Consider the following 24,165-nt stretch of genomic DNA (forward strand, 5'->3'; position numbering starts at 1 on the left):
CTCTAGCGACGTCGGGCGATTGCCGCATCCAGCGTATTCTCGAGCAGGCAGGCGATGGTCATCGGCCCCACCCCGCCGGGTACGGGAGTGATGGCGCCCGCGATGGTGGACGCCTCGGCGAAGGCAACGTCGCCGACCAGCTTGCCGTCCGCCCGGCGATTGATGCCGACATCGACCACCACCGCGCCGGGGGCGATCCAGTCGCCGCGCACCATCTCGGGTCGGCCCACGGCAGCGACCAGGATCTCGGCGCGGCGGCACTCGGCCGGCAGGTCGCGGGTGCGCGAATGGGCGATGGTCACGGTGCAATCGGCCCCGAGCAGGAGCTGCGCCATGGGCCGCCCGACGATCTGCGACCGGCCGAGCACCACGGCCCGGGCGCCGCGCAGGGTCACGCCTGCCTCGGCGAGAATGTGCATCACGCCACGCGGGGTGCAGGGGACCAGGCCCGGCTGGCCGGCGGCGAGCCGCCCGGCGTTCAGCGGGTGGAAGCCGTCCACATCCTTGGCCGGATCGACCGCGGCGATGGCGGCCTCGGTGCGGATATGCGCGGGCAGAGGGAGCTGTACCAGGATGCCGTCCACCGCCGGGTCGGCATTCAGGGCGGCGATGGTGGCGAGGAGTTCCGCCTCGCTGGTCGAATCCGGCAGATGGATCGTGGCGCTGTCGAAGCCCACCTCCTTCGCCGCCTTGTCCTTGTTGCGGACATAGACGCCGGAGGCCGGATCCTCGCCCACCCGCACCACGCGCAGGCCGGGGCGAAAAGGCAGGGTGGCGACGCGCTCGGCCAGGCGGGCGCGCAGCCCGGCCGCGATGGCTTTGCCATCAAGAATGCGGGCAGTCATGCAAGGGACTCCAGGCGGGGAACAAGCGTGGCGGGGTCACCGTCCACGCGCAGCAGCTTTTCCCGCGACGACGCGCCTTGCAGCAGGGCGACGGCGGATGGCGCGACACCCAGGGCGCGGGCGAGCGCCGTGCAGGCGGCGCGGGAAGCGCGGCCATCTTCCGGCGCTTCGCTGACGGCGATGGCGAGGCGCGGGCCGTCCGCGGTGGGCTTCACCCCACCGAGTCCGGGGCGGCGCGCCTTGGGCTGCACCTTCACCCGGACGGTCACGGCAGCGGCTTCGGCCTGCCAGAAGGCCATCAGAAGGCGTAGAGACCGAACAGCGGGGCAATGCTGGTCGCGAGCAGGATGCGCAGCGCCTGCAACGCCAGGATCAGCACCAGCGGCGACAGGTCGATGCCCCCCAGGTCCGGCAGGAAGCGCCGGATGGGCCGCAGCGCCGGTTCCGTGACCCGGTAGAAGAAGTCCGAGATGGTCCAGACCAGCCGGTTGCGGCTGTCGAGAATATTGAAGGCGAGCAGCATGGAGAGCACCGCCGCGATGATCAGTGCCCAGACATAGAGGCTGATTGCGGTATCCAACAGCCAGAACAGCGCGCGCATGGGCCCTCCTTGCAGGTGGCCGCAACCTAGTGACCGGGCGGGGTGCGGACAAGGCGCCTTGACTTCCCCTGCGCGCTGGGGCACTCAGCGCGCCTCGCGCGGGTTGGGGCTGTAGCTCAGTTGGGAGAGCGCCTCGTTCGCAATGAGGAGGTCAGGGGTTCGATTCCCCTCAGCTCCACCACCGCCCGCGAGATTGCATTACATCTTTCATCGGAACGCCCGCCATCCCGGCGCCTGCGCCAGCCGCTCCGCGCTGGCCTCCAGCAGGCTTGCCAGGGCCGCCGCCGGCCCGCGTCGCGCCCCTTGGATGACGAACTCCACCTCCCCCAATTCCGGAAGGCCCGGCCCATGCAGGGTCGCGAGCCCGGACGGCACCAGCCCCGCGGCATGCGGTGCAACCCCCAGCCCGGCCAGCGCTGCCGCATCCACCCCGGTCTGGCTGCCGCTGGTGCAGGCCAGGCGCCAACTCCGCCCGGCGCGTTCCAACGTCTCCAGCACCCTTGACCGGGTGATACTCGGCGCGGCGAGCAGGATCAGCGGCAGCGGTTCGACGGGGTCTGGCGCGTAGCCGGGCCGCCCGATCCAGACCAGCGGCTGGCGCAGCACCGTCCGGCCGCGCAGATCCCCCGCCAGCCGCTTGGCGAAGATCAGGTCGAGCCCGCCCTCGGCCAGGCGCGCATGCAGCGCCCCGCTGGTGCCCACGGTCAGTTCCATCTCCACGCCCGGATGCCCTTGCGTGAAGTCGCGCAGGATTTCCGGCAGGCCGTGCATCAGCACGTCCTCCGACGCGCCGAAGCGCAGCCGGCCGCGCAGCGTGGCCGCCGCGAAATGCCGCCGCGCCCGTGCCTCGGTGTCCAGCACCGACCGGGCGAAGCCGAGCATCGCCTCCCCATCGCTCGTCAGGGCCACGCTGTGGGTGTCGCGCCGGAACAGCCGCCGTCCACAGGCGTCTTCCAGCCGGCGGATATGTCCACTGACGGTCGATTGCTGGAGCGACAACCGACGCCCAGCGGCGGAGAACCCGCCCGTCTCGGCCACGGCGACGAAGCTCTTCAGCAGCAGCGGGTCCAGCATGATGCGCGTGCTTATCGCATTTCATGATCACCGTAACCACGACAAGCGCCATTCACAATGACCCGCCGTGGCGCGAGCATCCGGCCATGCGCCTCCGCCTCCCCATTGACGGCTTCGTCGCGGCCCTGCTGGCCACCGTGACCCTGGCTTCGCTCCTGCCCGCCCGCGGGGTCGGGGAGGTTGTGCTCGACCACGTGACCGCCATCGCCATCGCCTTCCTCTTCTTCCTCTATGGCGCGCGGCTGGCGCCACAGGCGGCCTTGCAGGGACTGGCGCAGTGGCGGCTGCACCTGGCGGTGCTCGGCGTCACCTTCGTGGTCTTCCCCGTGCTGGGGCTGCTGACCGGCCTGCTGCCGACGGCGGTGCTGCCGCCCGGCTTGCAGGCGGGGGTGCTGTTCCTCTGCCTGCTACCCTCGACGGTGCAATCCTCCATCGCCTTCACCTCCATCGCACGGGGCCATGTCGCGGCGGCGGTGTGCAGCGCCTCGGCGTCCAACCTGCTGGGCATGGTGCTGACGCCGCTGCTGGTGGCGCTGCTGATGCCGGGTGTCGCCGGCGCCCATGGCGGCCTGTCCTTCGATGCGCTGCGCGGCATCGCCCTCCAGCTCTTCCTGCCTTTCGCGGTGGGGCAGGCGCTGCGCCCTTGGATCGCCGCCTGGGTGCAGCGGCAGCGCGCGCTGCTCGGGCGGATGGACCGCCTGTCCATCCTGCTGGTGGTCTATGCCGCCTTCAGCGAGGGCGTGCGGGAAGGCATCTGGCACCAGCTCTCGCCGACGCAGCTTGCGATGCTGGCCCTGGTCTGCGTGGCGCTGCTGGCCGCGGCCCTCGGCACCAGCCTGATGCTGTCGCGCCGCCTCGGCCTCGCGCATGAGGATGAGATCGTCCTCATTTTCTGCGGATCGAAGAAAAGCCTCGCCAGCGGCCTGCCCATGGCGAGCGTGCTCTTCGCCAGCAGTCAGGTCGGGCTGATGGTCCTGCCGCTGATGCTGTTCCATCAGATCCAGCTCATGGTCTGCGCCTGGCTGGCGCGGCGCTACGCGCAGGGGCCGGCGACGGCGATGCTGCCGGCGGAATGACCATCAGCCGGCAAACCGGAAACACCGCTTTCGCGACGCGATAGCCGCGCGGCTCCGATCGGCTATCCTTCGCCGATTCGCAGCGAGGAGCCGCCCCGATGTCCGATGCCCCACATGGCCTGCCCGGCCATGCCCAGGTGACCATCTTGCGCGCCATGGCACAGCACTGGTGGGCCTTCGCGCTGCGCGGCGCCGCCGCGATCATCTTCGGCATCCTCACCTTCCTCAATCCGGGCATCAGCATCTTCGTGCTGCTCGCCTTCCTCGCGGCCTGGCTCGCCATCGAGGGCGGGACCACGATCTGGCAGGCCATTGCCGGCAAGGGGCCGCATGGCGTCTGGACGTGGGTGGACGGGCTGCTCTCGCTCGCCGCCGCCGCGGCGCTGCTGATTGCGCCGGGCCTGTCGGTCTTCGCCCTGGTCCTGGTGGCCGGTGGCTTCGCCGTGGCGGTCGGGGTGGCGCGCATCGTGCTCGCCTTCCGTGTCTCGGACGTGCTGCTCGGCCTGCTCGGCGCGGTCACGGTGCTGTTCGGCGCCATGCTGCTGGCGCAGCCGGGACCAGGACTGATCGCCCTCGCCTGGATCATCGCGCTCGAGGCGATCGTGATGGGCGTGGTGCTGCTGCTGCTCGGCTTCCGCCTGCGGCGGCTCAACCAGCAGGGCTGACGCCGATCGGCGCCGCCGGCCGCGCGGATGCGCGGGGCCGGCGGGTCGTCATGTCCTGGCCCAGGGCGGTCTCAGGCGCGGATCCACGTCTCCGAGAACGCCAGCATGGCCGTGGAGATTCTCTGCCCCGCGATCTCACGTGGGATGGGCGCGCCCGGGCGATCCCGGCCATTGACGGTGACCGTCGCACGCTCGCAGCCGACGAACAGGGTCGGCATGTGATGCGCGCCGGTCGCCGAGGTCGCCGGCGTCAGCGCGAAGCAGAAGGGCTTGCCGAGCCCCGACCAGGTCAGCGTCACCGTGGTTTCGCCGGCGCGCACCGTCTCGCTGTAGGCGGTGATGGCGTCGCCGCCCGTCTCGACGCCGTCGAGCCCCCGGTATTGCAGCCCCTTCAGCCCCGGCAGGCCGCGCCACGCCCCGAAATGGGAGACGAAATCGGCGACGAGCCAGCGCGCCAGCGCCTCATTGTCCGTGTAGCAGACATTGGCACGGTCGGCGGGCGGCGCCTCCTCCTGCGGGGAAAGCAGCAGCACGAGCGCGTGGCCGCGCCCATGCGGCGACAGCACGACCCGAAAGAAGGAGGCAAGGGTGGTGAAACCCCCCGCCGCATCCTCCTTCAACGAGATGCCGGGATTCTCGCCCGACCAGGCGACGGTGCCCGGAAACAGGATCGTGTCGGACATGGATCATCCCTCCCGCGATTCGATTGGGTCCGCACCCTGCGATGCCGGCGCCGCTACGGCAACCGGCGGCAGCATGCGGCTTGCCAGGCGCGCCTGCCCCATGCCACCGAATCCCCCCTCCCAACGCGACCGCAGGAGCCGCGCATGAACCCCACCGTGATCGAGGGCGTGACCGCCTGGCTGCCCGAACTCGCCGCCATCCGCCAGGACATCCACGCCCATCCCGAACTCGGCATGGAGGAGGCACGCACCTCCGCCCTGGTGGCAAAGGAACTCCGCGCCCTCGGCATCGAGGTGACCGAAGGCGTGGGCAAGTTCGGCGTGGTCGGCACCATCAAGGGCACGCGCCCGGGCCAGCGGGCGATCGGTCTGCGCGCCGACATGGACGCGTTGCAGATCAGCGAGCAGACGGGCAAGCCCTACGCCTCGACGAATACCGGCGTGATGCATGCCTGCGGCCATGACGGGCATACCACCATGCTGCTCGGTGCGGCGCGCTGGCTGGCGCAGCACCGCGACTTCGCCGGCACCGTGCACCTGATCTTCCAGCCCGCCGAGGAAGGCCGTGGCGGCGCGAAGGCGATGATCGAGGACGGGCTGTTCGATCGTTTCCCCTGCGATGCCGTCTATGGCCTGCACAATGCGCCGACCATTCCGCAGGGGGTCTTCGGTATCCGCACCGGCCCGGCGCTCGCGGCGTCGGACCGCTTCATCGTCACCTTCAAGGGCACGGGCGGGCATGGCGGATCCTCGCCGCATCTCGCCACCGACGTGACGGTGGTGCAGGCGCATTTCGTGCTCGCGCTGCAGACCATCATCGGGCGCAACGTGCCGGCCATCGAAGCCGCCGTGCTGTCGGTCGGGTCGATCCAGGGCGGGTCGCCCGTCTCGCCCAACGTCATGCCATCCGAGATCACCATCACCGGCACGGCGCGCAGCTACACCCCCGCGGTGCGCGACCTGCTGGAGAAGCGTATCGGCGAACTCGCCCACGGCCTCGCCGCATCCCATGGCTGCACGGCGGAGGCGATCTATCGCCGCGGCGTACCGGCGCTGGTGAATCACGAGGAGCAGACCGAGGTCGCGCGCGCCGCGGCGCGCCGCCTGGTCGAAGGCAGCGCGGTGACGGTCATCCCGCCCGTGACGGGCGCCGAGGATTTCGCGCTGATGCTCGAAGCACGGCCCGGCGCCTTCATGTTTCTCGGCGCCGGAACGGGGCCGGACGGCACCTCGGCCGAGGTGCATACGCCGCTCTATGACTTCAACGACCAGATCATTCCGCTTGGCGTTGCCTATTGGGTCGGCGTGGTCGAGCAGGAAATGGGCAGCGGAGCGGCCTGAGGCCGCAATGTGCAAAAAAATGGCATAGTGGGTGACGCCGGCATCCTGTAGCGTTACTCGCCTATGACGGAACTGCGATCGCGCCTGACCACAGGGAGCCAGGCGAAGACCGCGACGATTGGCCTGGGAGACTGACATGACTGAAGACGATCTGCGTCAGATGATCGGCCGCGTGAAGCGCGGTTCGCTGTCGCGCCGCGGCTTCGTTAAGCGCCTGGCCGCGGTGGGCTTCACCGCGCCGATGGCTACGCAGCTTCTCGCCATCGCCGGCGTGTCGAGCCCCGCCTCGGCGCAGTCCGTGCCGACCTACGCGCCGTCGCGGCGCGGTGGCGGCGGTGCGCTGAAGATCCTGTACTGGCAGGCGGCGACTCTGCTGAACCCGCATTTCGGGTCGGGCACCACCAACAACGATGCGAGCCGCGTCTTCTACGAACCGCTCGCCGGCTGGGCGACCGACGGCACGCCCTATCCGATTCTCGCGGCCGAGGTCCCCTCGATCGAGAATGGCGGGCTTGCCGAGGACGGGCGCTCGGTGACCTGGAAGCTGCGCCGCGACGCGAAGTGGCACGACGGCGAGCAGTTCTCGGCCGACGACGTCGTCTTCAACTGGGAATATGCCAAGAACCCGGCAGTCGCCGCCGTGACGTCCGGTTCCTATCGCGACGTGAACGTCGTGAAGGTGGACGATTTCACGGTGCGGGTGGAATTCCAGAACCCCACGCCGTTCTGGGCCGATGCCTTCGTTGCCTCGGCCGGGCAGCTCATCCCCAAGCACCTGTTCAAGGATTACGCCGGGTCGAATGCGCGTGACGCGCCGACCAACCTGCGCCCCGTTGGCACCAGCGCCTACAAGTTCGTCTCCTTCGCACCGGGCGACAATCTGCGCGCCGAGCTGAATCCGAACTACTACCTGGACAATCGCCCCTATTTCGACACGCTCGAGGTCAAAGGCGGCGGCGATGCAGTGTCCGCCGCGCGTGCGGTGCTGCAGACCGGTGACTTCGACTACGCCTGGAACATGCAGGTCGAGGACGCGATCCTGAAGCGCCTCGAGGAGGCCGGCAAAGGCAAGGTGAACATCGTCGATGGCGGCAGCATCGAGTTCGTGCAGCTCAACACCACCGACCCCAACCAGGAAGTCGATGGCGAGCGCTCCTCGCTGAAAACGCAGCATCCCGCCTTCCGCTTCCCCGAGGTGCGCGAGGCGATGGCACTGCTGATCGACCGCGGCGCGCTGGAGCAGCACATCTATGGACGCGGCGGCCCGGCGACGGCGAACTTCCTCAACAATCCGCCGCGCTTCGTCTCGCCCAACATGCGCTGGGAATTCAGCATCCAGAAGGCGAACGAGATCCTCGACCGCGCCGGCTGGGCGCGCGGGCGCGACGGCATCCGCGCGAAGGACGGCGTGCGGCTGAAGTTCCTCTACCAGACCTCGGTCAACGCGCCGCGTCAGCGCACCCAGGCGATCTACAAGCAGGCGGCACAGCGCGCCGGCATCGAGCTGGAGCTGAAGTCGGTCAACGCGTCGGTGTTCTTCTCCTCCGACGTCGCGAACCCCGACACCTACGTCAAGCTCTACGCCGACATGCAGATGTACACCACGACCATGCCGCAGGCGGATCCCGAGCGGTTCATGAACCAGTACGCGTCGTGGGAATGCTCGACCAAGGCGAACAACTGGCAGGGGCGCAACATCGTCCGCTTCCGCAGCGACGAATACGACGCGCTGTTCCGCCAGGCGCAGGGTGAGCTCGATCCGGTCAAGCGGGCCGCGCTGTTCATCCGCATGAACGACCTGGTGGTGTCCAGCAACCACATCATCCCGCTGGTCAAGCGCCCGACCGTCTCGGCCAGCCTCAACACCCTGAGGCATGTGCTGTCGGCCTGGGACGGCACCACATGGCTCCTCCGCGACTGGTACCGCCAGACCTGATCGCCTCGGCGTGCTCCAGTATCTGACCCGTCGCCTGCTGATTGCGATCCCGAGCCTGCTCGGGATCAGCATCATCCTCTTCACCGTGCTCGCACTTGCGCCCGGTGATCCCTTCGAGGAACTGGCGACCAATCCCGCCATCCCGCCCGATGTCCGCGCGCATCTGCGCGCGAGCCTCGGCATGGATGACCCCGTCCATATCCGCTACATCTCGTGGCTGACCTCGATGCTGCATGGCGAATGGGGCTATTCCTTCGTCAGCCGCATTCCGGTCGATCAGCTCATCCTGCAGCGGCTGCCGACCACCATCGCGGTGATCGGATCCTCGCAGATCCTGGCGCTGTGCATCGCCTTGCCGGTCGGCGTCTACGCAGCGACGCGGCCCTATTCGATCTTCGACCAGATTGCGAACACGCTGGCCTTCATCGGCTTCTCGCTGCCCACCTTCTTTACCGGGCTGCTGCTGATCCTGCTGTTTTCCATCCACCTCGGCTGGCTGCCCTTCGTCTTCCGCACGGATATCGAGGCGACCGGGTTCCAGTGGTGGTGGGAGATGTTCAAGCAGTCGATTATGCCGATCATGGTGCTCGGCCTGTTCCAGGGCGCCGCCTGGACGCGCTACGTGCGCTCCGCCGTGCTCGACGTGATCCGGCTGGACCATGTGACCACGGCGCGGTCCAAGGGCCTGTCGGAACCGCGCATCACCATCCGCCATGTCGTGCGCAACGCCATGATCCCGGTGGTGACGCTGGTCGCGCTGCAGATGCCCTCGGTCTTCGGCGGCGCGATCGTCACCGAACAGATCTTCCGCGTCCCGGGCATCGGCTCACTGCTGATCACCGCAATCCTGTCGAACGACACACCGGTGATCATGGGCGTGACCTTCGTCTTCGCCTGCCTGGTCATCTTCTTCAATCTGGTGGCGGACCTTCTCTATGGCTGGCTCGATCCCCGCATCAGTTACCGTTAGCCCCGCCAGCCGCCCGCATGTCGGGCCGTGGCAGGAGGCGTGGCGCCGCTTCCGCAAGCACCGGCTTGCGGTGGCGAGCACGGTGGTGCTGGCGCTGCTTATCCTTTCCGTCGTGCTCGGCCCCTTCTTCTGGAAGGTGCCGATCGACGACATCGATTTCGGTGCCATGCTGCAGGGGCCGTCCGTCGACCATCCGCTCGGCACCGACGATCTCGGGCAGGATCTGCTCGCACGCGTGCTCTATGGCGGGCGAATCTCGTTGGCGGTCGGCTTCACCGCCATGATGGTCGCGGTCGGACTCGGCATCCTGGTGGGCAGCACGGCCGGCATGGCGGGTGGGAAGACCGACGCCGCGCTGATGTGGCTGACGGACTTGTTCCTGTCCCTCCCGCAGCTGCCGTTGCTGCTGCTGATCATCTACCTGTTCCGCGAATCGCTGAAGAACGTGGTGGGCGCGGAGATGGGGGTCTTTATCCTCATCGTCTCGGTCATCGGGGCCTTCAACTGGATGCCGGTGGCCCGCCTGGTGCGCGCGCAGTTCTTCTCCTTGCGCGAGAAGGAGTTCGTCGAGGCGGCGCGCGCCCTCGGCGCGTCGCGCATGCGCCTCGTCATCCGGCACATCCTGCCGAATGCGCTGGGACCGGTGATCGTCGCCGCCACCATCGACATCGCGGCCGCCATCATCGCGGAGAGCACCCTGTCCTTCCTCGGCCTCGGCTTCCCGCCGGATGTGCCGACCTGGGGGCGGCTGCTGTTCGACGCCAAGGACAACCTCGACTTCGCGCCGCATTGGGCGCTGGCGCCGGGGCTCGCCATCTTCCTCACCGTCGTCAGCATCAACTTCGTCGGCGACGGGTTGCGCGACGCCCTGGACCCGAGGCGCGTGCAGTGACCCGTCTGCTCGAGATCAGCGGCCTCAAGGTCCATTTCCGCACCGATGACGGCTGGGTGCGCGCGGTGGACGGCGTCGATATCGGCGTCGATGGCGGCGAGACGGTGTCCATCGTCGGCGAATCCGGCTGCGGCAAGACCGTCACCGCCAAGACGGTGCTGAAGCTGATCGACATGCCGCCCGGCAAGATCGTGGCGGGGTCGATCATCTGGCAGGGCCGCGACCTGGTGCCGGCGACGCCGGCGCAGATGCGCGCCATCCGCGCCAAGGAGATCGGCTTCATCTTCCAGGAGCCGATGACCTCCCTGAACCCCGTCTATACGGTGGGCGAGCAGATCGCCGAGGCCGTGCGCCAGCATGAGGGCCTGTCCCGGCGCGCGGCGATGGATCGCGCGGCCGAGATGCTGTCCCTGGTCAACATCCCGAACCCGACGCGGCGCGTGCATGACTATCCGCATCAGTTCTCGGGCGGCATGCGCCAGCGCGTGATGATCGCCATGGCGCTGTCCTGCAACCCGAAGCTGGTCATCGCGGACGAACCCACCACGGCGCTCGACGTCACCATCCAGGCCCAGATCCTTGATCTGCTGGAGGAGATGAAGGAGCGGCTCGGCATGGCCGTGCTCCTCATTACCCATGCGATGGGCGTAGTGGCGGAGAATGCGCAGCGCGTCATCGTCATGTATGCCGGCAAGGTGGTGGAGGAAGCGCCGGTCGGCGCGTTGTTCGCCACGCCGCTGCATCCCTATACCCAGGGGCTGATCCGCTCGATCCCCCGCCTCGACCTTGCCGCGACGGTGCATCAGCGGCTGGAGGCCATCCCGGGCACCGTGCCGTCCCTGCTGCATCCGCCGATCGGCTGCCGCTTCGCCGCGCGCTGCCGCTTCGCGACCGAGGAATGCCGCGCCGCCGAACCGCCGCTGCGCGAGATCACCCAAGGCCACAAGGTCGCCTGCATCCACGCCGAGAGCATCGCCGCATGACCGAGCCCTTGCTGCGTGTGCAGGACCTGGTGAAGCGCTTTGCCGTGAAGGGCGGCATCCTGCGCCGCACGGTGAACGAGGTGCACGCCGTCTCCGGCGTCTCCTTCGACCTCACGGCCGGAGAAACCCTGGGCCTCGTGGGCGAATCCGGCTGCGGCAAGTCCACCACTGGGCGGTTGATCCTGCGGCTGATCGAACCGACCTCGGGTCAGGTCTGGTTCAACGGCCAGGACATCACCGCGCTGACCGAACAGCAGATGATCGCGCTGCGGCGCGACATGCAGATCATCTTCCAGGATCCCTTCGCCTCGCTGAACCCGCGCATGACGGTGCGCGACATCATCGCCGAGGCGCTGATCATCCACGGCCTGGTGAAATCCCCGCGCGAGCGCGAGGAACGCGTCGTCGAGCTGCTGGAGACCGTGGGCCTGAATGCCGACCACATGCGGCGCTTCCCGCACGAGTTCTCGGGCGGCCAACGCCAGCGCATCGGCATCGCCCGCGCGCTCGCCGTCTCGCCCAAATTGGTGATCTGCGACGAACCGGTTTCGGCACTCGACGTGTCGATCCAGGCGCAGGTCGTGAATCTGCTCGAGGACCTTCAGGAGAAGTTCGGCCTCACCTTCCTCTTCATCGCGCATGACCTGTCGGTGGTGGAACACATCTCCGACCGCGTCGCGGTGATGTATCTCGGCCGGATCGTGGAGATCGCGTCTTCGCGCGAACTCTACACCACGCCGCTGCACCCCTATACGGAGGCGCTGCTCTCCGCGGTCCCAATCCCGGACCCGACGGTGAAGCGCCAGCGCATCCGATTGCAGGGTGACGTGCCGAGCCCACTGAACCCGCCCTCCGGCTGCCACTTCCATACGCGCTGCCCGATCGCGGATACCGGGATGTGCCGGGAAGTCGCACCCCCGCTGCGGGAGGCGCGACCGGGCCATTTCGTGGCCTGCCACAAGCGGGGGTAGGCCCCCCCTCGCCTTGGCGCACGGACCGCAGGTGGCGAGGAAAGATCCGGAGAGGCGCGGCGCCCCTCTCCACTCCGGTCCGGCCGCCTGATGCCGGGGCTTCTTCCGGGCTCAAAGGACCCGTCGCGCCACCACGTCCAGCTTCGCGAGCATGTCCGGATCGCGCCGCTCCGGCGCCGTGATCAGCGCGTGGTCCAGTGCGCGGTCGCAGCCGGCCGGGCAGGGCCCGCGTGGCGCACCGAGCATCGGCACCACGCCCTGGACCACCGCGCGCGCCTTGTCAGCGTTGGAGAACAGCACCTTCACCACCTGCTCGACCGTGACGTGGTCGTGGTCGGGGTGCCAGCAATCGTAGTCCGTCACCATCGCCATGGTCGCGTAGCAGAGCTCCGCCTCGCGGGCGAGCTTGGCCTCTGGCATGTTGGTCATCCCGATCACGTCGCAGCCCCATTGGCGGTAGAGAAGGCTCTCGGCTTTCGTGCTGAACTGCGGGCCTTCCATGACCAGGTAGGTGCCGCCGCGCGTATAGGGGATGCCGATCGCCTTCGCGGCCCCTTCCAGCGCATCGCCGAGGCGCGGGCAGACCGGATGCGCGACCGAGACATGCGCGACGCAGCCCGACCCGAAGAAGGATTTCTCGCGCGCGAAGGTGCGGTCGATGAACTGGTCGATGATGACGAAATGCCCCGGGGGCAGTTCCTCCTTCAGCGATCCCACCGCCGAGAGCGAGATCAGCTCAGTGCAGCCGATGCGCTTCATCGCGTCGATATTGGCGCGGTAGTTCAGGGCGGAGGGCGGCGTCGGGTGACCGCGCCCGTGGCGCGGCAGGAAGGCGACGCGGGCGCCGGAGAGCACGCCGGTCAGGATCTCGTCCGAGGGATCGCCCCAGGGTGTGTGGACCTTCACCCATTTGCGATCCTCGAGCCCGTCGAGGTCATAGACGCCCGATCCGCCGATGAAGCCGATCATGGGGGTGATGAGGTCGGACATGGAACGGTGCCTCCGGGCTGCGCGAAGGCGGTTTAGCGCGGCAGGCGCCGCGTGCTAAGCGGTTGGGCATGACACGCGTCGCCATCCTTCGAGTTCTCGCGCCCGTCCTGCTGGTGATGCTGGCGCTGGTCGCCTGCGGCGATGACGATCGCTATTCGCGCAGCGGCCCGATCGGGCCGCGCGGTACGGCGCTGCCGCCGCCCGACCCCGTGACGGGGGCGGCGCGGACGGAGCTGCCGGCGCGGTGATCACTCTTCGAAGCGGACATTGATCAGCCGCACGCCCGGCAGGTCGCCCGGCGCGGCAAGGATGCGCGGCGGTACGCCCGAGGCCGCGGTCATGTCGACGCGGGAGAACGTCACGTCGCGCAGCACGGCGCCGTCCAGGCGGCTTGCGACGAAGCCGCCTCTCCGCATGTGGATGGTCGTCAGACGTGCGCCTCTCAGATCGACCGCGACGAAGGACACGGCGCGGAAGCGGCTCTCCAGCAGGGTCGCCCCGCGCATGTCGATGTCACGGAGCGACCAGTCTTCCGGCAGGTCGATCCGTTCGAGCCTCGCCTCGCGAAGATCGGCCCCCTCCACGCGCGGAAACCCCAGGGGCGCAACGAACTGTGCACCGCGGAGATCGGCACGCCGCAGATCCACCGCATAGAAACGCGTGCCGTCGAAGCGCGCGCCGCGCAGGTCGCTCTGTTCGAGGCGCACGCTCCCCAGAAAGGCACGTGAGAAATCCGCTCCGCGGAGCACCTGCCGGGACAGGTCGAGCTGCGGGAGATCGGCCTCGCGGAAATCGGCCTGGCCGAGATCCCGGAGGTCGCCGGTCACGACGCGGGCCAGTGCGAGGACGCCGCGGATATCGGCCTGCGGCCCGAGCCGCGCTTGTGCCTGCACCAGAAGCGCCATGGCCTCCGGCGCCTGCCCCTGCGCGATCATCACCTGGGCCAGGCCGGCCTGCGCGGCCGCCAGATCCGGCGCCGCCGCGACGATGGACCGATAGGCCACGGCGGCGCGGTCATGGTCGCGCCATCGCCGGAGCACGCCAGCGCGGCGCAGCAACGGCCCCACCGCACCAGGCGCGGACCGCATGGCGGCATCGGCCGCCGCAAGGTCATCCCCGAGCCGCGAGAGGGCCGGCGCCGCTTCCCGTGCCGCCCACATGCCGCACTGGTTGATCGCCAGACCGCCATCGCGATGCTCACCGGGAAAGAAAACGTGCTCGTCGCCGGGCGACAGGCGAAAGCCGCACAGAGAACTGGCGCCGCCGGCCTGCAGCTCCACGCGCGCGGGCAGGTCGCCCTTCCAGATCTGCGTCACCTCCACGGTCGCGCGCAGGGGAGGTTCAGCCTGGCTGCCAAGGGCCTCGACGGCAACCACGCGGCCACGGAACGCCAGCGGCGCGTTGAGCACACGCCATTCCGGATCGGCGTCCGACGCGCAGGAACAGGCGAGGGCCGGGCCGGCCAGCAGGGCCATCATCGCCGCCATCGCCACCCCGCACCATCCGCGCCGCGTCACCGCCATCATCCGCACCCCATGTTCCGGGTCATTGTTGCGGCACGGGGCGGGGAAGGGCGATGAAGCGGTTCGCGGATCAGACGTTGAAGCGGAACAGCATCACGTCGCCGTCCTTCACGACGTATTCCTTGCCTTCGACGCGCATCTTGCCGGCTTCCTTGGCACCCTGCTCGCCGCCGAGCTTCACGTAGTCGTCGAAGGCGATGGTTTCCGCCGCGATGAAGCCGCGCTCGAAATCGCCATGGATCACGCCGGCGGCCTGCGGCGCCTTCATCCCCTTGAGGATGGTCCAGGCGCGCGCTTCCTTCGGCCCCACGGTGAAGTAGGTGATGAGGCCGAGCAGCGCGTAGCCGGCGCGGATGATGCGATCCAGGCCGGAATCCTCCAGCCCCAGCGAGGACAGGAACTCCGCCCGGTCGCCTTCCGGCATCTGGCTGATCTCGGCCTCGATCGCCGCCGAGACCACCACCGCCTGCGCACCTTCCGCGCGGGCCTTGGCGAAGACGCGCTCGGCCTGCGCATTGCCGGTGGCGGCGGATGCTTCCTCGACATTCGCCACATACAGCACGGGCTTGGTGGTCATGAGCTGCAGCCGCGCCGCCGCCGCCTCCTCGCCCTTCGGCACGGCGGTGCGCGCCGGCCTGCCGGCTTCGAGCGCGGCCTTGATCGGGTCGATCAGCGCCATCTGCGCGATGGCTTCCTTGTCGCCACCGCGTGCGCGCTTCACCAGGCCCTGGGCGCGCTTTTCCAGGCTGTCCAGGTCGGCGAGCATCAGCTCCGTCTCGACCGTCTCGGCGTCGCGGATCGGATCGACGCTGCCCTCGACATGGGTGACGTCGCCGTCCTCGAAGCAGCGCAGGACGTGGACGATCGCATCCACCTCGCGGATGTTGGCGAGGAACTGGTTGCCGAGCCCTTCGCCCTTCGACGCCCCGCGCACCAGCCCGGCGATATCCACGAATTCCAGGCTGGTCGGGACGATCTTCTGCGACTTGCCGATGCGGCACAGCTCATCGAGCCGCCGGTCGGGCACCGCCACGCGGCCGACATTCGGCTCGATGGTGCAGAAGGGATAGTTCGCCGCCTGGGCCGACGCGGTCTGCGTCAGCGCATTGAACAGCGTGGATTTGCCGACATTTGGCAGGCCGACGATGCCGCAGTTGAAGCCCATCTCAATTCCCCTTGGCGCCGCCGGCGGGCGCCACCCTGTCCCAGGCGGCCTCGAATGCCGATGCGAAGGTTTCCGCGATGCTGGCGGCGGCGATGCGCGCCGCGCCGTCATCGGTCACGGGGGCGAGTGCCGCCGCACGAAGATGGCCCACCACCTCGCCCACCGACAGCGCGCCACGCGGCAGCCGCGCGACCGTCCGCTGCGCCGCGCGCGGCGCGTCCCCGGTGAAGCGCAGCAGGTAGCGCGCCGCGAGCACGAGCGCCGCGGCCAATGCCGCCGCCTCCCGCGTGCCGGCCTGCATCATGCCGCGCGTGACGGCGTCCTCGCCCTCGAACACGCCGAGCGTGGCGCTCAGCCCCGCGGCAGCCTGGGCGAGGCTCTGCGCCTCCCGCACCAGTGCGGCGGCGAGGATCGCCGTGCCGTTCGCCGTGTCCTGCGGGCCGGGGCCGGTGAAGTCGAATTCGGGACGCGGATCGTCTTCCATCACGCCTCCTGGGTCAGCAGCGCGACGCGGGTCATGAAATCCTCCGGCTTGCCTTCGGCGAGCAGCCCCGCCGCATCCGCGACGGCATCCAGCAGCTTCGACAGCCAGGCAGCATCCTGCTTCGCGAAATTGCCCAGCACATGGCCGATCACCGCATCCTTGTGGCCCGGATGGCCGATGCCCAGGCGCACGCGCCAGAACTCGGCGCTGGCGAAGGCCCGGCGCATGTCACGCAACCCGTTGTGGCCCGCGACGCCGCCGCCCTTCTTCACCCGCACCTTGCCGGGGGCGAGGTCGAGCTCGTCATGGAAGGCGGTGATGGCGTCGACCGGCAACTTCAGGAAGGACGCCGCCTGCTGCACCGCATCGCCGCTGGCATTCATGTAGGTCATGGGCTTCAGCGCCCAGACACGACGGCCGGCGATCGTGCCCTCGCTGACCTCGCCCTTGAAGCGCTTGCGCCAGGGGGAGAAGCGATGACGGCGCGCGATCTCGTCCAGCGCCATGAAGCCGATGTTATGGCGCTGCCGGGCGTGTTCGGAGCCCGGGTTGCCGAGGCCCACCCAGAGCAGAGGTCCGTCCTGAATGGCCATGGCCGAAAAGATCAGGGGGAGATGAACTCCCCCCGAACCCCCCTCCTTTTTCTGGTCACCTGGAGACTGACCTCCGAGGTCAGTTCCCAAAAGCCAAATAACGGAGGGGGATTCGGGGGAGGGGCCCTCCCCCGACCTTCCTTACTTCTTCTTCCCGCCCTTGGCCGGGGCGGCGGCGCCGGCGGCCGGCGCCTTCTGCTTGGTCGCCTCGACCGGGCCGGGGGCCGCGGCGGGGGCTTCCTCGACCACCGTCGGCGCGGCGACCGAGGCGATCATGAAGTCGCGGCCGACGATCGCCGGCTTCGTGCCGAACTGGTCCTTCACCGAGGACCAGCGCAGGCCCGCGCCAATCTGGGCTTCGGACAGGTCGACCTCGAAGGCTTCCGGCACGTTCTCGGGCTCGGCCAGCACTTCGACTTCGCGGCGGACGACGTTCAGCACGCCGCCGGCCTTGATGCCCGGGCAGGTGTCTTCATGGATGAAGTGCACCGGCACCTTCACGCGGATGCGCGCGCCGGGGGCCAGGCGCTGGAAATCGACATGGATCGGCCGGTCGGTGACCGGGTGGAACTGCACGTCGCGCATGAGGCAGCGTTCGGTGACGCCACCCTTCACGGCCACTTCGTAGAGGTGCGACTGCCAGCCGCCCTTGTGCAGTTCCTTCATCACGTCGCGCGGGTCGAGCGCGGCGAGCGTGGCTTCGGCCTTCGCGCCGTAGATGACAGCGGGGACAAGCCCCTGACGCCGGGTTGCGCGGGCTGCCCCCTTACCTGCCTGCTCGCGCGCCTCGGCCTCGATCCGGATGGTCTGGACCATGGTCGGTGCTCCTATGCGGGTTCTGGATTGTCGTTCCAGGCCCGGTTGAAGCTGGGCCAACGACAAGCGCCGGCCTCCAGGGGTGCCGGCGCGGCCTGCTTCTAGGGGACGGGGGCGACGCGTGCAAGCGCGGGATGTCTCGGGTCACGCGCGCACCCGCGCGATGCAGGTCACGCGCGCAAGCATGGCCGCCCTTGACGCGGCGCCGGGCGCAAGACGAGCGTCGGCAGCATGGAAGGCCTCATTCTCCTTTTCGTCCTGTTCTTGCTCGGCGGCTGGATCTTCGGCATTGCCGGCTTCGCCCGCGCCGGCCGCGCGCGGCGGGATGCCGAGGCGCTGCGCCGCGAGGTCGCCACGCTGCGGGGGGACGTCGCCGGCATGGCCGGCGCCCTGATCGCCGCCGGCTTCCGCCCGCCGCAGCCTGCGGCCGCGCCGCCGGCGCACAGCGTGGTCGCCGAGCAGGAAGACGCCGAGGCCCGCGAGGCCGCCGCCCGCACCGAAGCCATGGCCGCCACGCCACGCGAAGATGCCCCGGCCGAGGTCCTCCCCGAGGCCGAGCCCGCACCACCACCCCCCTGGGCACGCCAGGGCCCGCCGCGCCCGCAGCGCAGCCTGGAGGAACTCATCACCCAGCGCTGGGGCGTCTGGCTCGGCGCCGGCGCCCTGCTGCTGGCCGCCATCTTCCTGATCCGCACCGCGGTCGAGGAAGGCTGGCTTGGCCCGGGCGCGCGCTGCGCCCTGGCGGCGCTGCTGGGCGCGGTGCTGATCCTCGGCGGGGAGTGGCTCGCGCGGCGGTCCGCCGCCATCGACCGGCCGGGCACGCTCCCGGACTACGCCCCGGCCGCGCTCACGGCCGGCGGCCTCGCCGCGCTGTTCGGCGCGGCCTATGCCGCCACGGGGCTCTATACCCTGCTACCGCCCCTGATCGGCTTCGTGGCAATGGCGGCGGTGGGCGGGCTGGGCCTGCTGCTGTCACTGCGCCGCGGGCCGCTGGTCGCCGTGATCGGGCTGGTGGGCGCCTTCGCGACGCCGGCGCTGGTCTCCTCCGAGGACCCCTCCCTGCCCGGCCTCTTCGCCTATCTGCTGGTGGTGGTGGCTGCGGCAATGCTGGTGGTGCGCGCCACGGCCTGGGGCTGGTTGGGATGGTCGGCGACCGTCGCCGGCGCGCTGTGGGTGCTGGTCGGCACCGGGATGGGGCAGGGGCTCGACCTCTGGGCGCCGGCGCTGTTCGTGCCGCTCGCCGCCGCCTGCTTCCTGTTCCTGCTGCCGCGGGAGGCGCTGGGCAGCGCGCTCGGCCGGCGGCTGGCGCATGTCCCACCCGGCCTGCTCGGCGCGGCGCTGCTGCCGGCGGCGATCTTCGATGGCGGCTTCGCGCCGGCGGCGGGCATCCTGCTGCTCTCCCCGGTCGCGATCCTGGCCGGGCTGCGCGACGAGAGGCTGACGCGACTGCCCTGGATCGCGGCGGGGCTCGGCCTGGTGATGCTGCTGGTCTGGCTGGTCCCGGCCTGGTCCCCGACCGGCGAGCTGGTGACCATCGAGGGCGCCCCCCAGTCCTTCATCCCCGGCGCCTGGGCGCCCGAGGCGCTGACGCCCTTCCTGACAGCCGCGATGCTGCTCGGGCTGATGCACCTGATCGCGGGCCTGGCGCTGGAAGGCCGGGGCCTCGCCTGGGCCGGGCTGGGGGCTGCCGTGCCGGTGCTGACGCTGCTGGTGGCCTATACCCGGGTGCGCGGCTTCGCGACCGATCCGAGCTGGGCCCTCGCGGCCGCCGCCCTGGCGGCGGTGCATGTGGGGGCGGCGGCGCGGGGGATGCGTGCCGGAGATCAGCGGCGCGCCGGGGCCCATGCCGCGGCGGCGACCGCGGCGCTGGCCCTCGGCGTCGCCATGGTGCTGCGGGACCAGTGGCTGACGCTGGCCGTCGCGCTGTTCCTGCCGCCTCTCGCCATGATCGCGGCGCGGACGGGGCTCGACGCGTTGCGCCGCGTCGCGGCGGCGGTCGCCGCCGTCGTGCTGGTGCGTCTGGTCCTGAACGGCTTCGTGCTCGGCTACGACTGGGGCACGACGCCGCTGCTGAACGGATTGCTGCTCGCCTATGGCGTGCCGGCGATCTGCTTCGCCTGGGCGGCGCGGATCTTCCTGCGGGTGCGGGACGGGATCGTGGTGCGGCTGCTGGAATGCGGCGCCGCGCTCTTCGCGACTCTGCTGGTGCTGCTCGAAATCCGCCACGCCATCCAGGGCGGCGCGCTGAATGCCGAGGCCTGGGACTTCATCGAGGCCGCCTGGCAGCTCACCGCGCTGTTCGCCTGCGCCGGCATTGCGCTGCTCCTGCATCGACGGACCGGACGGGTGGCGATGCTGTGGGCGGCGCGCGCAGCCTGCGTCGTCGGCCTGGTCGTCGGGCTGATCGTGCTGGTCCGCAACCCCTGGACAGAGGGCCATGACGTCGGATCGCTGCCGATCCTCAACGCGTTGTTGCCGGCCTATCTGATCCCGGCGCTGCTGACCGCCTGGGCGGTCGCCCGCGCGCCCGAGGCCCGGAACCCACCGGGCGCGGCGCAGCTTCTCGCGGCCTATGCGCTGGCGTCGGGCTTCGCCTGGATCACGTTGGAGGTCCGTCGCGCTTTCCATCCCATCAAGATGAGCCGCGGCGGCATCGGCGACGCCGAGATGTACGCCTATTCCGGGGCCTGGCTGCTGCTCGGCGCGCTGCTGATCGCCATCGGCATCCGCAGCGGGCGGAAGGAGATCCGGCTCGCGGCGCTCGCCGTCATCGCGCTGACGACCTTCAAGGTGTTCCTGGTGGACATGGACACGCTGGTGGGGCTGTGGCGCGTGCTGTCCTTCCTGGGGCTCGGCCTGGCGCTGATCGCGCTAGGGGCCATCTACCGACGCTTCGTGATGGTGCGGCCCTGACCACCGGGCGCTGACGCCGCTGGAGCGCGCAGCTCGGGCGCCACGCGCCACGTATCGGTCTCCCAGAGACCTGTGGCCTATACGGGCTCCCATTGGCGTTGATTCGCAACGTCAATGGGAACCCGCGGTGGGGTGAGGTTCGGCGAGGGGCAAAGCCCCTCTCCGGCATTCACATCGCCGGCAGCTCCACCGGGCTCACCTCCCACACCGCCCCCCTTGCTGGCGGCGCGCACAGGATCGGCAGGGCGTTCGGCGTGCGTACATTCGGCTTGTGCCCCAGCGCCATGCGCAGCGCGCGGAACAAGGCGCCGTGCGCCACCACCATCACCGGTCCCGGCAGCGCCGTCGCACGGTTGATCGCCGCCACGGCGCGGTCGTGCAGGCCCTGGAAGGTCTCGGCACCGTCGGGCGTGAAGGTGCCGGCGATCCAATCGTCATACCAGTCGCCCATGGGCTGGCCTTCCTCGGCACCGAAGGCGACTTCCTGCAGGTCGCTGTCGGTCGAGACCGGCAGTTGCAGCGCCTCGGCCACGATCTCCGCCGTGCGCAGCGCGCGCGACAGGGGGGAGGCCACGATGGTGACGACGCCGCGGTCGACCATGGCGAGTGCCGCCCGCCGTGCCTGCTGCAGGCCGACCGCGTTCAGCGGAATGTCGGTGCGGCCCTGGCTGCGGCCCTCTGCGTTCCAGTCGGTCTCACCATGGCGGAGGAACCAGAAGGGAATGGGGTTCAGCGCGGGGGTCATCAGGCCTCCTCGGGTCCAGCCAGGGCGATGCAGGCGAAGCCGACCTTCGCCTCGGTCGGCACGCCGAAGCGCGCCGTGTGGCGGGCGGGCAGGCCGTTCGGGAAGTGCTTCACATATTCGGCGTTGCAGGCGTCGTAGTCAGCGGGGTCGGTGATCAGCATCGTCACCTGGACGGCGCGGTCCAGGCTGCTGCCGGCCTCGCGCAGGATGGCATCGACCTTCGCCAGCGCATTGCGCGTCTGCTCGGCCGCGGTGGCGCCGCGATGGATGCCGTTCGCCGGATCGTGCGGGGCGGAATGCCCCGACACGAAGACCAGGCCGCCAGCGCGGGTGGCGCGGCTGAAGGGCCGCTTCTCGCCTGGCGCCGGCGGCTGGATGATGACGAAGGGCGGGCTCACGCCAAGCCTTCGGCCGCCAGCGTGCGCTGCACGGCCGGGCGGGCCTTCATGCGCGCATAGTGGGCGGCGACATTGGCCGGCAGTTCCTTGCCCAGCCGGCCGTTCCACCAGAAGCAGACATAGAACAGCGCGCTGTCGGCGAAGGAATAGGTGCCGACCAGCCATTCCTTGCCATCCAACGCCGCGTCGAGGATGCCGAGGCCCTTCTGGAAAATCTCCGCGCCGCGCGCCTTCACCGCCTCCGCGTCGCCCTCGGAGGGCGCGAAATTCGACGGGCGGAACATGCGGGAGAAGCCCTGCATGTGCAGCGTGGCAACGCAGTAATCGGCGAATTCCAGCGCCTTCGCCTGCGCATCCATCCCCGAGGGCATCAGATGCGCGGTGGGGAAGCGCGAGGCGAGCCAGAAGGCGATGGCAGGGTATTCCGTCAGGATGGAGCCGTCGTCACGCTCCAGCGTCGGCACCTTCGACTTCGGGTTCACGCCGGTGAACTCCGGCTTGAACTGCGCGCCCTCACGCAGGTTCACCAGCACGGCCTCGTAGGGCGCGCCGATTTCCTCGAGCAGGACATGGATGCCGACCGAACAGGCGCCGGGCGAGTAGTAGAGCTTCATGCCGTGAGTCCTTCCGTGCGGCCGCCGGGGGCGGCAGGCGGCGGAGGATCGGGCGGGGCGGGCGACTTGGCAAGGAACCGGATGGGAAATTGCAGAGGGTCAAAGCCCCTCTTGTCGGCTCAGTCCTTGGCCTGCTGCGCAAGCCATACGGTCCGCCCGCCGCAGGAAGGATCCTCGACGGTGTGGTCCAGCACCGCGAAGCCGTTCGCCGCCAGCAGCGCCCGGTATTCCATCGCGTCCAGGCTCGCATGGAACAGCGTCTCCCCGGCATAGCTACCGAGCGCGATCCCGTGGGCGGGGCCGGAGGTGAACAGAAGCGGTGCCCCGGGCGCCACATGGGCAGCGAAGCGGGGGAACATGCCGCGCTGCGCGTCGTGGTTCAGATGGAAGAAGCTGTCCCAGGCGATCAGCCCATCGAAGCGACGGCCCAGATCCATCCGGCGCATGTCGCCCGCAATCCAGGTCCCGCCCGGATGGCGTTCCCGGCACAGGGCGAGCAGCGGCGGGGAGGAATCGAGGCCCGTCACGGCGAAACCGGTGCGCATCAGCGTGCCGGCAATGGGCTCGCCACCGCCGCAACCGATATCGAGCACGGTGCCGCCCGGTGGCAGCAACGCCGCAAAGCGATCGATCCAGGGGCCTTCGCCCGGCCGCGTGCCGCGATCCGCCGCCCAGGCCAACCCGTGGCGCCGATACAGGCCGATGACCGCCTCTGCCGGTTCCACCACGTTTCCCCCGGGCTCCACGGCCCAATGCTCCGCGCCGGGTATCGGCTTCCAAAGGCCCTGTGGCCTAAGCGGGCTCCCATTCGCGTTGCTGCGCAACGTCGATGGGGCCCCCTGGCGGGGCGAGCCCGAGACGGGCAAGGCCCCTCTCGGTTCGGCAGCGCCGGAAGAAACCCCCTCCGCGTCAGTTGAACAGCGAGGAGACCGAGGATTCCTCGCTGATGCGCTTCATCGCCTCGGCGAGCAGCGGCGCGATGGTGAGCTGGCGGATGTTGCGCGACACGCGCACCGCCTCGGTTGCCTGGATGGAATCGGTGACCGTCATCATCTCGATCGGCGCCGCGCCGATGCGCGCGACCGCGCCGCCCGAGAAGACGCCATGCGTGACGTAGACGCCGGCCGACTTGGCACCGTTCTTCAGCAGCGCCTCGGCCGCATTGCACAGCGTGCCGCCGGAATCGACGATGTCGTCCACCAGCAGGCAGTGGCGGCCTTCGACCTCACCGATCACGTTCATCACTTCCGACACGCCGGCGCGCGGGCGCCGCTTGTCGATGATGGCGAGATCGACGCCAAGCCGCGCCGCGATGGCCCGCGCGCGGACCACACCGCCCACGTCGGGGGAGACGATCATCAGCTCGCGCCCGTTGTAGCGTTCCTGGATGTCGCGGGCGAAGAGCGGCGCGGCAAACAAGTTGTCTACCGGAATGTCGAAGAAGCCCTGGATCTGCGCGGCATGCAGATCCATCGTCAGCACGCGGTTGGCCCCGGCCGCCGCAATCAGGTTCGCCACCAGCTTGGCGCTGATCGGCGTGCGGGGGCCGGATTTCCGATCCTGTCGCGCATAGCCGAAATAAGGGATCACCGCCGTGATGCGCCGCGCCGAGGAGCGCTTCAGCGCATCGAGCGTGATCAGCAGTTCCATGAGGTTGTCGTTCGCCGGATAGCTCGTGGACTGCACCACGAAGACGTCCTCGCCACGGATGTTCTCATGGATCTCGACGAACACTTCGAGATCCGCGAAGCGCCGGACCGAGGCGTTCGTCAGCGGAAGTCCACAGGCTGCTGCCACCGCCTCGGCGAGGGGGCGGTTGCTGTTGCAGGCGACGATCTTCATGGCCGGGGGGCTCCGGGCGCCGCGGGGCGTCAATTGGCGGGAGGA

26 protein-coding genes and 1 tRNA gene are annotated in these 24,165 nt (G+C 69.7%); 11 read left to right on the plus strand and 16 right to left on the minus strand.

Annotation, left to right across the window (positions count from 1 at the left end; genetic code table 11):
- Positions 1 to 2: 2 nt before the first annotated feature.
- From folD to KPL78_RS11550, 3 genes are read right to left on the minus strand one after another with little or no spacing between them, the layout of a single operon-like run.
- Positions 3 to 845, minus strand: coding sequence for a bifunctional methylenetetrahydrofolate dehydrogenase/methenyltetrahydrofolate cyclohydrolase FolD (folD, locus tag KPL78_RS11540; protein ID WP_219763081.1), 843 nt, complete (start codon positions 843 to 845; stop codon positions 3 to 5).
- Positions 842 to 1,144, minus strand: coding sequence for a DUF167 domain-containing protein (locus KPL78_RS11545; protein WP_219763082.1), 303 nt, complete (start codon positions 1,142 to 1,144; stop codon positions 842 to 844). The genes folD and KPL78_RS11545 overlap by 4 nt, the downstream gene beginning before the upstream one ends.
- Complete coding sequence (locus KPL78_RS11550; RefSeq protein WP_219763083.1) at positions 1,144 to 1,446, minus strand: YggT family protein; 303 nt, start codon at positions 1,444 to 1,446, stop codon at positions 1,144 to 1,146. Before KPL78_RS11550 ends, KPL78_RS11545 begins: the two co-directional genes overlap by 1 nt.
- Positions 1,447 to 1,551: 105 nt before the next feature.
- On the opposite strand from KPL78_RS11550, the gene KPL78_RS11555 reads away from it, so the two are divergent.
- A tRNA-Ala gene (locus tag KPL78_RS11555) sits at positions 1,552 to 1,627 on the plus strand.
- A gap of 26 nt (positions 1,628 to 1,653) precedes the next feature.
- Here the strand turns inward: KPL78_RS11555 and KPL78_RS11560 are convergent.
- Positions 1,654 to 2,520 carry a LysR family transcriptional regulator gene (locus tag KPL78_RS11560; RefSeq protein WP_219763084.1) on the minus strand — a complete coding sequence of 289 codons (867 nt, stop codon included), beginning with the start codon at positions 2,518 to 2,520 and terminating at the stop codon, positions 1,654 to 1,656.
- A gap of 86 nt (positions 2,521 to 2,606) precedes the next feature.
- Here KPL78_RS11560 and KPL78_RS11565 point away from each other — a divergent pair, with 86 nt between their 5' ends.
- On the plus strand, positions 2,607 to 3,596 hold the full coding sequence (locus tag KPL78_RS11565; RefSeq protein WP_219763085.1) for a bile acid:sodium symporter family protein: 990 nt from the start codon (positions 2,607 to 2,609) through the stop codon (positions 3,594 to 3,596).
- A gap of 98 nt (positions 3,597 to 3,694) precedes the next feature.
- Complete coding sequence (locus KPL78_RS11570) at positions 3,695 to 4,261, plus strand: HdeD family acid-resistance protein (RefSeq protein WP_219763086.1); 567 nt, start codon at positions 3,695 to 3,697, stop codon at positions 4,259 to 4,261.
- A gap of 71 nt (positions 4,262 to 4,332) precedes the next feature.
- On the opposite strand, the gene KPL78_RS11575 is transcribed toward KPL78_RS11570, so the two are convergent.
- Positions 4,333 to 4,944 carry a hypothetical protein gene (locus KPL78_RS11575; RefSeq protein ID WP_219763087.1) on the minus strand — a complete coding sequence of 204 codons (612 nt, stop codon included), beginning with the start codon at positions 4,942 to 4,944 and terminating at the stop codon, positions 4,333 to 4,335.
- A gap of 144 nt (positions 4,945 to 5,088) precedes the next feature.
- On the opposite strand from KPL78_RS11575, the gene KPL78_RS11580 reads away from it, so the two are divergent.
- The 6 genes from KPL78_RS11580 to KPL78_RS11605 all read left to right on the plus strand — a co-directional run bounded on the left by KPL78_RS11580 (position 5,089) and on the right by KPL78_RS11605 (position 12,037).
- Positions 5,089 to 6,285 (plus strand): M20 aminoacylase family protein, encoded by a 1,197-nt coding sequence (locus KPL78_RS11580; RefSeq protein ID WP_219763088.1) that lies wholly within the window; start codon positions 5,089 to 5,091, stop codon positions 6,283 to 6,285.
- 136 nt (positions 6,286 to 6,421) lie between these two features.
- Entirely contained in the window at positions 6,422 to 8,221 is a 1,800-nt protein-coding gene (locus KPL78_RS11585; protein ID WP_219763089.1) for a peptide ABC transporter substrate-binding protein, read from the plus strand.
- A 10-nt stretch (positions 8,222 to 8,231) separates the two neighbouring features.
- Positions 8,232 to 9,191, plus strand: coding sequence for an ABC transporter permease (locus tag KPL78_RS11590; protein ID WP_219763090.1), 960 nt, complete (start codon positions 8,232 to 8,234; stop codon positions 9,189 to 9,191).
- Positions 9,157 to 10,083 carry an ABC transporter permease gene (locus KPL78_RS11595; RefSeq protein WP_219763091.1) on the plus strand — a complete coding sequence of 309 codons (927 nt, stop codon included), beginning with the start codon at positions 9,157 to 9,159 and terminating at the stop codon, positions 10,081 to 10,083. The genes KPL78_RS11590 and KPL78_RS11595 overlap by 35 nt, the downstream gene beginning before the upstream one ends.
- Positions 10,080 to 11,066, plus strand: coding sequence for an ABC transporter ATP-binding protein (locus tag KPL78_RS11600; RefSeq protein WP_219763092.1), 987 nt, complete (start codon positions 10,080 to 10,082; stop codon positions 11,064 to 11,066). Before KPL78_RS11595 ends, KPL78_RS11600 begins: the two co-directional genes overlap by 4 nt.
- Positions 11,063 to 12,037, plus strand: coding sequence for an ABC transporter ATP-binding protein (locus KPL78_RS11605; protein ID WP_219763093.1), 975 nt, complete (start codon positions 11,063 to 11,065; stop codon positions 12,035 to 12,037). The genes KPL78_RS11600 and KPL78_RS11605 overlap by 4 nt, the downstream gene beginning before the upstream one ends.
- A 111-nt stretch (positions 12,038 to 12,148) precedes the next feature.
- Here KPL78_RS11605 and KPL78_RS11610 read toward each other — a convergent pair whose 3' ends face one another.
- A complete protein-coding gene (locus KPL78_RS11610) occupies positions 12,149 to 13,027 on the minus strand; it encodes an S-methyl-5'-thioadenosine phosphorylase (RefSeq protein WP_219763094.1) in 879 nt (292 codons plus the stop codon).
- Between the two features lie 68 nt (positions 13,028 to 13,095).
- Between KPL78_RS11610 and KPL78_RS11615 the strand changes: the two genes are divergently transcribed.
- Complete coding sequence (locus KPL78_RS11615) at positions 13,096 to 13,275, plus strand: hypothetical protein (RefSeq protein ID WP_219763095.1); 180 nt, start codon at positions 13,096 to 13,098, stop codon at positions 13,273 to 13,275.
- On the opposite strand, the gene KPL78_RS11620 is transcribed toward KPL78_RS11615, so the two are convergent.
- The 5 genes from KPL78_RS11620 to KPL78_RS11640 form a co-directional block, all read right to left on the minus strand.
- A complete protein-coding gene (locus KPL78_RS11620) occupies positions 13,276 to 14,544 on the minus strand; it encodes a pentapeptide repeat-containing protein (RefSeq protein ID WP_219763096.1) in 1,269 nt (422 codons plus the stop codon).
- A gap of 76 nt (positions 14,545 to 14,620) precedes the next feature.
- A complete protein-coding gene (gene ychF, locus KPL78_RS11625) occupies positions 14,621 to 15,715 on the minus strand; it encodes a redox-regulated ATPase YchF (protein WP_219763097.1) in 1,095 nt (364 codons plus the stop codon).
- A 1-nt stretch (position 15,716) separates the two neighbouring features.
- Positions 15,717 to 16,199, minus strand: coding sequence for a hypothetical protein (locus KPL78_RS11630; protein WP_219763098.1), 483 nt, complete (start codon positions 16,197 to 16,199; stop codon positions 15,717 to 15,719).
- Positions 16,199 to 16,792: an aminoacyl-tRNA hydrolase gene (pth, locus tag KPL78_RS11635; protein ID WP_219763099.1), complete on the minus strand. Its 594-nt coding sequence runs from the start codon at positions 16,790 to 16,792 to the stop codon at positions 16,199 to 16,201. Before pth ends, KPL78_RS11630 begins: the two co-directional genes overlap by 1 nt.
- 141 nt (positions 16,793 to 16,933) lie before the next feature.
- Positions 16,934 to 17,608 (minus strand): 50S ribosomal protein L25/general stress protein Ctc, encoded by a 675-nt coding sequence (locus KPL78_RS11640; RefSeq protein WP_219763100.1) that lies wholly within the window; start codon positions 17,606 to 17,608, stop codon positions 16,934 to 16,936.
- 231 nt (positions 17,609 to 17,839) lie between these two features.
- Between KPL78_RS11640 and KPL78_RS11645 the strand changes: the two genes are divergently transcribed.
- On the plus strand, positions 17,840 to 20,521 hold the full coding sequence (locus KPL78_RS11645; RefSeq protein WP_219763101.1) for a DUF2339 domain-containing protein: 2,682 nt from the start codon (positions 17,840 to 17,842) through the stop codon (positions 20,519 to 20,521).
- 169 nt (positions 20,522 to 20,690) lie between these two features.
- Here KPL78_RS11645 and KPL78_RS11650 read toward each other — a convergent pair whose 3' ends face one another.
- The 5 genes from KPL78_RS11650 to KPL78_RS11670 all read right to left on the minus strand — a co-directional run bounded on the left by KPL78_RS11650 (position 20,691) and on the right by KPL78_RS11670 (position 24,120).
- On the minus strand, positions 20,691 to 21,266 hold the full coding sequence (locus KPL78_RS11650) for a histidine phosphatase family protein (protein WP_219763102.1): 576 nt from the start codon (positions 21,264 to 21,266) through the stop codon (positions 20,691 to 20,693).
- The gene (locus KPL78_RS11655) at positions 21,266 to 21,664 is read right to left on the minus strand and encodes a RidA family protein (protein ID WP_219763103.1); all 399 of its coding nucleotides are present in this window, start codon (positions 21,662 to 21,664) and stop codon (positions 21,266 to 21,268) included. Before KPL78_RS11655 ends, KPL78_RS11650 begins: the two co-directional genes overlap by 1 nt.
- On the minus strand, positions 21,661 to 22,278 hold the full coding sequence (locus KPL78_RS11660; protein WP_219763104.1) for a glutathione S-transferase family protein: 618 nt from the start codon (positions 22,276 to 22,278) through the stop codon (positions 21,661 to 21,663). The genes KPL78_RS11655 and KPL78_RS11660 overlap by 4 nt, the downstream gene beginning before the upstream one ends.
- 119 nt (positions 22,279 to 22,397) lie before the next feature.
- Complete coding sequence (locus tag KPL78_RS11665) at positions 22,398 to 23,024, minus strand: class I SAM-dependent methyltransferase (protein WP_369412735.1); 627 nt, start codon at positions 23,022 to 23,024, stop codon at positions 22,398 to 22,400.
- A 163-nt stretch (positions 23,025 to 23,187) separates the two neighbouring features.
- Complete coding sequence (locus KPL78_RS11670) at positions 23,188 to 24,120, minus strand: ribose-phosphate pyrophosphokinase (protein WP_219763105.1); 933 nt, start codon at positions 24,118 to 24,120, stop codon at positions 23,188 to 23,190.
- Between the last annotated feature and the right edge of the window lie 45 nt (positions 24,121 to 24,165).

Origin of the sequence: Roseomonas alba, from assembly GCF_019430885.1 — a bacterium.
Lineage (GTDB): Bacteria > Pseudomonadota > Alphaproteobacteria > Acetobacterales > Acetobacteraceae > Neoroseomonas > Neoroseomonas alba.